This is a genomic window from uncultured Aquincola sp., assembly GCF_964001545.1.
Lineage (GTDB): Bacteria > Pseudomonadota > Gammaproteobacteria > Burkholderiales > Burkholderiaceae_C > Aquincola.
Window position 1 is genome coordinate 1 of record NZ_CAXFDV010000409.1, and the last position, 9,622, is coordinate 9,622.

7 protein-coding genes are annotated in these 9,622 nt (G+C 73.0%); 1 reads left to right on the forward strand and 6 read right to left on the reverse strand.

The window, feature by feature from the left end:
- The 6 genes from ABNT58_RS13965 to ABNT58_RS13990 form a co-directional block, all read right to left on the reverse strand.
- Positions 1-4,266: Hpt domain-containing protein (locus ABNT58_RS13965; protein ID WP_348754070.1), on the reverse strand; the 4,266-nt coding region annotated here is incomplete at its 3' end.
- 32 nt (positions 4,267-4,298) lie between these two features.
- Entirely contained in the window at positions 4,299-6,743 is a 2,445-nt protein-coding gene (locus tag ABNT58_RS13970) for a methyl-accepting chemotaxis protein (RefSeq protein ID WP_348754071.1), read from the reverse strand.
- Positions 6,744-6,776: 33 nt separating this feature from the next.
- Positions 6,777-7,328, reverse strand: a complete 552-nt coding sequence (locus tag ABNT58_RS13975) for a chemotaxis protein CheW (protein WP_348754072.1) — start codon at positions 7,326-7,328, stop codon at positions 6,777-6,779.
- A 12-nt stretch (positions 7,329-7,340) separates the two neighbouring features.
- Positions 7,341-7,706 carry a response regulator gene (locus tag ABNT58_RS13980; RefSeq protein WP_348754073.1) on the reverse strand — a complete coding sequence of 122 codons (366 nt, stop codon included), beginning with the start codon at positions 7,704-7,706 and terminating at the stop codon, positions 7,341-7,343.
- Between the two features lie 26 nt (positions 7,707-7,732).
- Positions 7,733-8,149: a response regulator gene (locus tag ABNT58_RS13985; protein WP_348754075.1), complete on the reverse strand. Its 417-nt coding sequence runs from the start codon at positions 8,147-8,149 to the stop codon at positions 7,733-7,735.
- Between the two features lie 61 nt (positions 8,150-8,210).
- Positions 8,211-8,363: a rubredoxin gene (locus ABNT58_RS13990; protein WP_046115735.1), complete on the reverse strand. Its 153-nt coding sequence runs from the start codon at positions 8,361-8,363 to the stop codon at positions 8,211-8,213.
- 177 nt (positions 8,364-8,540) lie between these two features.
- Between ABNT58_RS13990 and ABNT58_RS13995 the strand changes: the two genes are divergently transcribed.
- On the forward strand, positions 8,541-9,500 hold the full coding sequence (locus ABNT58_RS13995) for a bifunctional hydroxymethylpyrimidine kinase/phosphomethylpyrimidine kinase (protein WP_348754074.1): 960 nt from the start codon (positions 8,541-8,543) through the stop codon (positions 9,498-9,500).
- Positions 9,501-9,622 lie beyond the last annotated feature (122 nt).

Genomic DNA, 9,622 nt, shown 5'->3' on the forward strand with positions numbered 1-9,622 from the left:
GGCGGCCTGGGGCGGCAACAGCGCCTCGGCGGGCTCGTCGGCCAGCGACAGGAAGGACGGCTCTTCGGGCGCGGCTTCGGCAGCCCAGGGGATGTCGAGCGCTTCGGGCGCCAGCACCGGCGGCACTTCAGCCAGCACTTCAGCCGGCAGGTCGAAGGCGGGCGCCGGCATCGGCACCAGCTCGGGCAGCGGCGCAGGCGGGGCCGAGGCGGGTGGCTCGCTGCTCAGCGGCTCGCCGCGTTGCAGCGCCTCGAAGGTGGTGTTGATCGCATCGACGCGGGCTTCCAGCGCCTCCACGTCGGCGCGTTGCAGGCTGGGGCGGGCCAGCAGGTGCTCGATGGCGGTTTCCAGCCGGTGCGCCATCTCGCCCAGGCGCATGGCGCCGGCCAGGCGGGCACCGCCCTTGAGCGTGTGCAGCGTGCGCATGCAGGCGGCCGGGCCATCGGGCCCGTCAGGCTGCTCGGCCCAGTCGCGCAGGCGGGCGGCCAGCTGCGGCAGCAGCTCCTGCGCCTCTTCCTCGAAGATGGGCCACAGGTCGGCATCCACCGCGTCCACGGCGTCGATGCTGTCCTCGTCGTCCAGCGCCTGCGCGGTGGCGTGCGGCGGCTGCAGCGGCGGCGCGGGCGGCAGCGGCACCAGCGCGGCGGCGCCGTCCAGCGTGCTGTCGAACCGGCTGTCCGGCGGGCTGTCCAGGGCGCCCGGCAGCGTGCCGGCACCCGAGTCGGGCGGCAGCTCGGCATAGGCCGGCGCGGCGGCCTCGGCCAGTTCGCGCTCGCAGGCCTGCAGCCGCTCAACCAGGTCGGCCGACGGGCTGCGCAGGAAGCCGGCGGCAAACTGGTGCAGCAGCTGGCGGATCTCGTCGCTGGCCTCGTTGAACAGGCGCGAGGTGGGCCCATCGCCCTGCCCCAGCGCCTGGCTGTGGGCCAGCGTGTGTTCCAGCAGGCGGGCCAGCTGCGACAGATCGGCAAAGCCCACCGTGGCCGAATTGCCGGCCAGCGAATGCGCCAGCGCCACGGCCGCTTCGCCCACCGGGCGGTGCAACTCCAGCGCCCATTCGGCCAGCTCGATGCCCAGGCGGCGCGACTGCTCGTCGGCCTCGGCCAGGAAGATGTTGAACAGCGCCAGCGGCACCTGCAGCTCGCCGATGTACTTGAACTCGTCGGGCGGCGTGGGCGCCGGCAGCGGCTCGGCGGTGGCCGCTCCTGGCTCGCCCAGGTGGAACTCAGGCCACGCGTCCACCAGCATCGAGACTTCGGGTGCGGGCAGCGGCGCGTCGGGCAGGGGCTCAGGCTCGGGCTGGGCCGCGGTCGGGGCCTGCGCCGGCTCGCCATCGTCCTCGGCCAGCGCCGGCAGCAGCGGCATCGGCGAGGTCATCAAGGGCTCGATCAGCGGTGGCGGTGCGGGCGGCAACGGCTCGGCGGCCGATGCCGGCGCCGGGCTGCCGAAGTCGAGGCCGAAGTCCAGGTCCAGCGCGTCGGCCGAGGGCAGGTCGGGCACCGCGGCCAGCAGCGCCGTGGTGTCGGCCACCGGCGGCGCGGCAGGCGGCAGCGGCAGCGTGGGCAGCACCAGCGGCGGGCGGCGGTCCAGCGGCTCGGTGAGCACGCCTTCCAGCGCGCCGTGCTCCGACTGCGTGCCGGCGTCGATCAAGGGCACCGGGCCGCTGAGGAAGGCCGAGTCGTCGTTCGCTTCCGGCAACGCCGGCAGGGCCGCGGGCAGGAAAAGCGGCTCGCGCAGGCCTTGCAGCCGCAGTGCATCGGCGGCCTGCTGCACCGGCGCGGCGGCGTGGCCGCCGTCACGGCGGTCGGCCACCGCCTGCACCCAGTCGCCCAGGTAGTCCAGCAGCTCGCCGGTCAGCGCCAGCAGCTCGTCGTCGGCCGGCGCCGGGCTGGCCAGGCGCGCGTTGTACAGCTGCTCGGCCGCCCAGGCGGCTTCGCCGAACTCGTTCAGGCCGACCATGCGGCCGCTGCCCTTGAGGGTGTGGAACGCGCGGCGCAGCGTGGTCAGGCGGCCCAGGTCGTCGCGGTGCAGGGCCAGGCCTTGCAAGGCTTCGGCGGCGCCCAGCAGCACGTCGCGCGCTTCTTCGAGGAACACCTCGCGCAGCTCGTCGTCCTCCTCCTGCGCGGGGGGTTGCGGGTCGGCAGGCTGGGCCGGGGCCGGCATGGCCGACAGCGGCGGCAGCGCGAGGTCCAGCGGCGCCTCGGCCGGCTCGGGCACCGCGGGCATCGCGGCCGTGGTCTCGGGGTCCAGGTCGGGCAGCGTGAGCGACAGCGGGGCTTCGTCCGCCAGCGCCACCGCGGGCAGCGGTGTGTCGGGTGCAGGCTCGGGCGTGGGCAGGGGCGCCAGGTCCGGCGGCAGATCGAGCGACAGGTCCGGCAAGGCCGGCAGTTCGGGCAGCTCGGGCAGCACCGGCGCCGGCGGCTCGGCCGGCGTGGGCAGCGGCTCGGGCACCAGGTCGGGCATGGGCACCGCAGCCGCCTCGGCGGCGACCGCGGGTGCGGCCATGCGGTGGGCCACGCCGCTGCCCACGGTGGAGCGCAGCAGGCCGCTGTCGACATCAAACGCGAACAGCGACTTGGCCACCTGCGGCTGCACGCTGAGCATGTCGATCAGGAAGCCCAGCAGGCCGAGGTTGGCGGCCAGGCGGTCGAACAGCGGCTGCTGCGCAGCGCCGGCCGCGCCGCCCTGCAGCAGCAGGTCGACGTCTTCGCGCATGCGCAGCACGGCCTGCGACGCCTGGTCGAAGCCCAGCACCGACAGCACGCCGCGCATGGCCTGCAGCTGGCCGGGCACCGGCACCAGCGGGTCGGTGTCCTGCGGCGCGCGGAAGAAAAGGTCGATCTGCTTTTCGCTCTCGGCCAGCGCGGCGCGCAGTTCCTGCACCACGCTGCCCATGGTCTGGCGGTCGGACACGCGCCGGTACAGCGCCTCGATCCACGGCTCCAGCGGCTGCGCGGGGGCGCCGCCGCGGGCGGCTTCGATGCGTTCGGCCAGGCGCTGCACACGGTCGATCTCGTCGGGCCGGTCGAAGTCGGCGTCTTCCAGCGCCGCATCGACGTACAGCACGCTGGTGGCCACCTCCATGGCCAAGCCGGCGGGCGGGGCTGCGCCGCGGTCGGCGGTGTCGGCCACCGCGTCGTGCAGCGCCGCGGCCAGCCGCTCGCCGCCTGGGAACAGCCGGCGCAGCGATTCGCCCACCAGCGCAAACAGCTCGCCGATGCCGCCCAGCCGGTGCAGCTCGCCGCCGGCCACGGCCGACCAGGCGTCGCGCGCCACCGCCACGCGCTTGCGCGCCTGCGACACCCAGGCCGGGTCGAAGCGGCCCAGGCGGCTGCTGTCGTACTCGGCCGCTGGCTCGGGCGGCAGGCTCCAGGCGGCCTGCACGGCGGCCAGCCGCGGCGCGTCGCCGGCGTCGGCCAGCGCCTGGGCGCAGAAGAACAGCAGGTCGTGCGCCAGGCGCTGCACCGCGTCGCCCTGCGTCAGCGCGTCGGGGTTGCGCTCACCGGCGCGCAACTGCGCCAGCAGCCGCGACGCCATGCGCTTGGTGTGCATGTCGGTGCGCAGCAGGCGGCGGCCCTGCGCCTCGAAGAAGGTGGCGGCCAGCTTCCACAGGGTGGCCGCGTGCAGGTGGCGGCTGCCGGCGCCCAGGCCGGCGAACAGGTCGCTGAGCTGCTGCGCGGCCGGGCCTTCGGGCTGGCGCATCAGCGCCAGCGTCTGCAGCTCGGCCTCGGCGCGGGCGTCCGCATCCAGCGGGCGCGGGCGCGCGCTGGCATCGGCCGGCAGCTCGCGCCAGCGCCACTCCACCGGCCACAGGTCGGCCGGATGCACCCGCTCGGCGCCGGCCATCTCCTGCACCGCGCGGTACTGCGGAAACAGCAGCAGCGGCGACACCGGCTTGCCGGCCAGCAGCCGCTGCAGGTAGTCCAGCAGCGCGAAGGAAGCGAACTCCAGCGTGTCCACCGCCGCCGCGCTGAGCTTGCGCTGGCGCAGCAGCTGGGCCAGCGCCGACTCGGATGCGCGCAGCAGCACCGCCGCCGACGGCAGGCCGATCAGCTCCAGCGCACCCACGCCCTGGTGCAGGTGCTGCTGGGCCTGGCGCGTGAGTGCCGGGTCGGTGGCGGCGCCTTCGCCGGCCAGCGCGGCTTCCTTCAGGTGGCGGCGCAGCAGCTTGTGCGCCGTTTCCAGCGAGCGGCGCAGTTCCTCGTGCACCCAGGACAGCGCGGTGAGGTCTTCGGTGTGGTCGCGCGACAGCGGCGCGGTGGGGAGCATGGCAGCGGACATGAGAAGGAGCGCCCGCGGCGTCAGTTGATCTTGAACCGGGCCACCGACAGGCTCAGTTCCTCGGCGGTGCGCGACAGCTCGCGCACCATCTGGGAGGTGGAACGGGTGCCTTCGCCGGTCTGCTCGGTCACCGCGAAGATGTGCTGGATGTTGGCCGCCACCACGTTGGCGCCCTGCGCCTCACTCAGCGCCTGGGCCGAGATCTGCGCGATCAGCTCGGCCAGGCGGCGGGTCACGCGCTCGATGTCGGCCAGCGCCGAGCCGGCGTTGTCGGACAGCCGCGTGCTTTCCACCACGCCCTGGGTCGATTGCTCCATCGCCGCCACCGCGTCCTGGGTGTCGGCCTGGATGGTGCGCACCAGCGCGGCGATCTGCCGCGTGGCATCGGCCGAACGTTCGGCCAGGCGCTGCACTTCTTCGGCCACCACGGTGAAGCCGCGGCCCGCCTCGCCGGCCGAAGCGGCCTGGATGGCGGCGTTCAGCGCCAGCACGTTGGTCTGCTCGGTGATGTCGGAGATCAGCTCGGTGATCTCGCCGATCTCCTGCGAGCTTTCGCCCAGGCGCTTGATGCGCTTGGAGGTTTCCTGGATCTGGTCGCGCATGGTGTTCATGCCGCCGATGGTGTTCTGCACCGCGGCGCGGCCCGATTCGGCCGCCGCCAGCGACTGGCGGGCCACTTCGGCCGTCTGCTGCGCCTGGGCCGACACCTCGTTGATGCGGCCGGCCATCTGCAGCACGGCTTCGCCGGTTTCATGGATCTCGCGCAGCTGCTCGGTGGAGGCGGCCAGCAGCTCGGTGGAGGTGTCTTCCACTTTCTGCGTGGTCTGCCCCAGCCGGGTGGCGGCCGACTGCACCTGGGCCACCAGCGTGCGCAGCTCTTCGACCGTGTAGTTCACCGAATCGGCGATGGCGCCGGTGATGTCTTCGGTGACGGTGGCCTGCTGCGTCAGGTCGCCTTCGGCCACCAGCTGCAGCTCGTTCATCAGCCGCAGGATGGCGGCCTGGTTGGCATCGTTCACGCGCTTGGCCTGCTGCTCCTGCCGCTCGGCGGCGGCGCGCTGGCGCTGGGCCAGGCGGGCCTGCTCGGCCTGGTCGCGCACGTACAGCCGCACGAAGCCACCACCGCCCAGCAGCGCCAGCAGCAGGCCGCCGCCGATCAGCGGCAGCGCCGCGCCAAGGCCGGCCGGTGCACCGCCCAGCCGGCCCTGCAGGCCTTCCAGGCCCTGGCGCAGCGGCTCGATGTCGGCCATGGCCGCAGCTTCGGCCTTGCGGGCTTCCACCACCGCCTGCAGCCGCGGCAGCAGCGCTTCCACCGGCTGGCGCACCGGCTCATAGGCGGCCAGCAGCGCGCCGATGCGCTCGCGCACCGCCGCGTCGCGGCTGCCGGGCAGGTTGAGTTCGGCATTGCCGTCCTGCAGCGCCAGAGCGGTGTCGCGCAGCGCGGGCAGGTCACGGCCCAGCGCGAGCACGGCCTCGGCACTCAGGCCTTCGGGCGAAAGGAACTCGCCCGCGCTGCGGCCCAGCCGCTGCGTGAGCATGGTGAGCTGGCTGGCGGCCAGCAGTTCGGCCGGCGTGGCACCGGCCTGGGCCTTGGCCGCCACCACGGCCTGCGCCGCTTCCAGCAGCTGGCCCGACTGGCGGGCCAGCCGGCGCAGCGCCTGGCCGGCCTGGGTCAGCGCCTCGCGCTGGGCCAGCACGGCCTGGGTGTTCTTGCCGATGCGGTCGGCCAGCGGCAGCAGGGCCGCCGCGTCGTCGCGCAGCGGCTCGGGCACGCTGGCGGCCACCGACTGCAGCGCGCTGCCCAGCTGCTGCGCACTGTCCTGGCTGTCCACCAGCGCGGCGGGCTGGCCCAGCACCGCCTGCGGCAGTGCACGCGCCAGCCGCTGCGACTGCACCAGCGCCTGGCTGGCACCGGCCACCTGGTCGGCGCCGCGGTTGGCAGCGCCCAGCGCCAGCACCACGCCCACGATCAGCATCAGCAGCCCGCCCAGCATCAGCAGGCCCAGCACGCGCTGCTGGCGCGCCACCGGCCAGCGGCCGATCAGCGGCAGGCCACTGCCGGCGGGGGCGGCTTCGGATTCGGGCTCTTCCAGGCGGCTTTCGGTCTCGTCGTCCTGCAGGCCGGCGGGCTGGCTTTCGGCCACCAGTGCGGCCGGGCGCGGCGGCACCGGCGCGGGCGCAGGCACAGGGGCCGGTGCGCCCACCGGCGGTGCCAGCCCCGCGCCCGTGCGCGGAAAGCTGGTCGCGGTGATGGCAAAGGGGTCCACCTCTTCGGCCGCCGGGGCGCGGGCCGGGGCGCTGGCGGCAGCCGCACGCGGCGTGCCGACGTCCATGTCGAGGTCGATGTCCGCGGCCTCGCCGTGGGTGGTGGTGCGGCCGAAGTCCTCGCCGATCTGGGTGGCCGGACCTTCCGCATCTGCCGCCTGCCCACCGCCCTTGGCCTTGTACTGATCGAGAAAACTCATGACTTCACCCCGGGGCTGATAGGTGCTCGGGCGCTAATGGCCCGCGATGGCAAGGAACTGCGGATCGTCCGCCAGGGCCGAGAGCAGGATTTCCTGCCAGGCGCGACCGTCGGCGTCGCGGTAGCGGGCGCCGGCAAACGCCGGCAGCACCGGCCCTGGCACCTCTTCGGCAGGCAACATCTCACGCTTGAGCTGGCTTTCGTTGCGCAGGCCCGCCAGCCGCTCGACCAGCAGCGCGCAGTTCAGGCCGCTGGCACCGCCCAGCGCCACCAGGCGGGCCGGGTCGCGGGTGCCTTCGCGGGCGGTCTCGGTGCGGCCCAGGCCCAGGAAGGCGGCCAGGTCGACCACGCCGTACAGCCCGCCGCGCAGGTTGGCCACGCCCACGAACCAGGGCCGCGCATGCGGCACCGGCAGCAGCGGCGTCAGCGGAAAGATCTCGCCGGCCTGCTGCAGCGGAAACAGCAGCCCGTGGCCGCGGCATTCCACCGCCAGCCAGGAGGCCACCTGCTGCTGCTGGTCGCGCGCGGCCTGCAGCCGGTCGGCCAGGCGGGCATGCAGCTCGTGCAGGGCTTCGCGGTCGGCCATCGTCGGTGCCGCTCAGTCGAAGGCGCGGATCTTGGCGACCAGCTCTTCCACGTCCACCGGCTTGACGACGTAGTCGCGCGCGCCCTGGCGCTGCGCCCACACCTTGTCGGTCTGCTGGTTCTTGCTGGTGCACATGATCACGGGCACGCTGGAAAAGCGCGGGTCGCGGGTGATCAGCCGGGTGAGCTGGAAGCCGTTCTGGCCGGGCATCACCACGTCCATCAGGATCAGGTCGGGCAGGTCTTCGCCCAGGCGGCGGAAGGCCTCGTCGCCGTTCTCGGCGGTGCGCACCGCATAGCCGCGGCGGCCCAGCAGGTCCGACAGGTGGTAGAGCTCGGTCTTGGAATCGTCCACCACCAGGATCTTGCGGATCGTCATGTCGATGTTCCTCGGCGGCGCCGGCCTCAGGCGGGCCGCCGGTACTGCGCCACCGCGCGGAGCAGCTGTTCCTTGGTGAACGGCTTGGTGAGGTAGTCGTCCGAGCCCACCATGCGGCCGCGCGCCTTGTCGAACAGGCCGTCCTTGGACGACAGCATGATCACCGGCACATGGGCAAAGCGCGGGTTGCGCTTGATGATGGCGCAGGTCTGGTAGCCGTCCAGCCGCGGCATCAGGATGTCGCAGAAGATCAGCTCGGGCTCGTGGTCGTTGACCTTGGCCAGCGCGTCGAAGCCGTCTTCGGCCAGCACCACCTCGTGCCCGCCCTGGCGCAGAAAGATCTCGGCGCTGCGGCGGATGGTGTTGCTGTCGTCGATCACCAGCACCTTGGCCGCCGTGGCCGGGGCCGCGGTCTCGACGAGGGTGGGGAACGGGTCGCTCACAGGCTCGCTCACGGGCGAATCTCCTTCATGCACGTCCGTGCCCGGACCGGCCGCGGGCCGGTCAGATCTGGACCATCTCGAAGTCTTCCTTGCGCGCGCCACACTCGGGGCACACCCAGTTCATGGGCACGTCGGCCCATTTCGTACCCGGCGCGATGCCGTGTTCGGGGTCGCCGGCGGACTCGTCGTAGATCCAGCCGCAGATCAGGCACATCCAGGTTGCAGGGTCGCTCACGTTATGCAGTCAATCACTACAATAAAGGGACATTGTAGCCACGCGGTCTTGCCAAAAGTGCAGGCGGCGCAGGCACATGCAACACCTTCTTGAAACTCCTCTGGAGGTTATCGGCACCCTGCTGCTGCCCTTGAGAGGACGTACCGGATTCCAGCCATGAACCCCCAACACCAACCGCCCCCGGCCGACGACTCGGCCGAAGAAGGCGTCGCACCGGCCTGCGTGATGAGCTTCAACGCCAGCGACGCCAGCGGCGCCGGTGGCCTGGCCGGCGACATCGCCACCATCGCGGCCATGGGCGCGCATGCGCTGCCGGTGGTCACCGCCATCGTGATGCGCGACACCGCCGAGATCTTCGACCGCCATGCGATCGACGGCGACGTGGTGGCCGAGCAGGCCCGCGGCATCCTGGAAGACGTGACCATCGCCGGCTGGAAGGTCGGCTTCCTCGGCTCGGCCGAAGGCGTGAGCGCGGTGGCCGAGGTGCTGAGCGACTACCCCGACGTGCCGCTGGTGGCCTACATGCCCAACCTGGGCTGGCTGGAGGAAGACGACCTGCAGAGCTACGTGGACGCCTACCGCGAGCTGATCCTGCCGCAGACCGAGGTGCTGGTGGGCAACCACAAGACGCTGACCGACTTTCTGCTGCCCGACTGGGACAATGAGCGCCCGCCTTCGGCGCGCGAGCTGGCCGTGGCCGCCGGCGAGCACGGCACCCGCTTCGTGCTGGTGACGGGCGTGATGCTGCCCTCCAAAGGCAAGGGCACCGAGCAGTGGGTGGACAACGTGCTGGCCTCGGCCCAGGGCGCGCTCACCGGCGAGAAGTTCGAGCGCTTCGAGGCCAGCTTCGTGGGTGCCGGCGACACGCTGTCGGCCGCGCTCGCTTCGCTGCTGGCCGCCGGCAGCGAGCTGCAGGCCGCGGTGGGCGAGGCGCTGGCCTTCCTGGACAACAGCCTGGACGCGGGCTTCCGCCCCGGCATGGGCAACGTCATCCCCGACCGCTTCTTCTGGGCGCTGCCGCCCGGCGAGGAAGAAGACGGCGAGCCCGGCGAAGACCCTGGCTCGGGCCCGCAGGGCGAGCCCGACGGCAGCAACCTGCCTAGACAAGTGCATTGACCCGACGCAAGGCCGCAGCAACCCATGACCGACCAGAACGCTGAACTCTTCGAGCGCGCGCAGCGCGTGATTCCCGGTGGCGTGAATTCGCCGGTGCGCGCCTTCCGCGCCGTGGGCGGCAC